The sequence below is a fragment of the Vibrio sp. 1288 genome, from assembly GCF_033344475.1.
Genome location: NZ_JAWPOX010001130.1, coordinates 1 through 517, shown reverse-complemented (window position 1 = coordinate 517; position 517 = coordinate 1). Strand labels below are relative to the sequence as shown.

1 protein-coding gene is annotated in these 517 nt (G+C 47.2%); it reads left to right on the top strand.

Going from position 1 to position 517, the window contains the following annotated elements; all coding sequences use genetic code 11:
• Positions 1–82: 82 nt before the first annotated feature.
• Positions 83–517 (top strand): ABC transporter ATP-binding protein (locus tag R8O11_RS31280; protein ID WP_318195400.1); only part of this gene is annotated, 435 nt, incomplete at its 3' end.

Genomic DNA, 517 nt, shown 5'->3' with positions numbered 1-517 from the left:
CAATCTGTAATTGAGCTAGTGAGTAGGGCGCTTTGTGGCGCTCTACTTGTTTTCGCTATACAAAAATGAACGGAGGGATGCCATGAGCACAGCAAACAAGGATTATGTGAGCTTTCAACATGTTAAGAAAACCTACGACGGTGCAAACTTGGTGGTTAAAGACTTCAACTTAGACATCGCACCCGGAGAGTTTGTCACCATGTTGGGGCCTTCTGGATCAGGCAAAACAACGTGTCTGATGATGCTGGCGGGTTTTGAAACGGCAACAGGCGGAGAGATTTACATTGATGGCGTTCCAGTAAATAATCTCGCGCCACATAAACGCGACATCGGAATGGTATTTCAAAACTACGCGCTGTTTCCTCACATGACGATTGCGGAGAATCTCGCTTTTCCTCTAAAAGTGCGCAAGCTCGATAATCAAACCATTCAAAATAAAGTACAGAGCGCACTGGACATGGTCGAGTTGGGGCACGTTGCCAGTCGTTATCCCAAGCAGCTATCTGGCGGGCAGCAA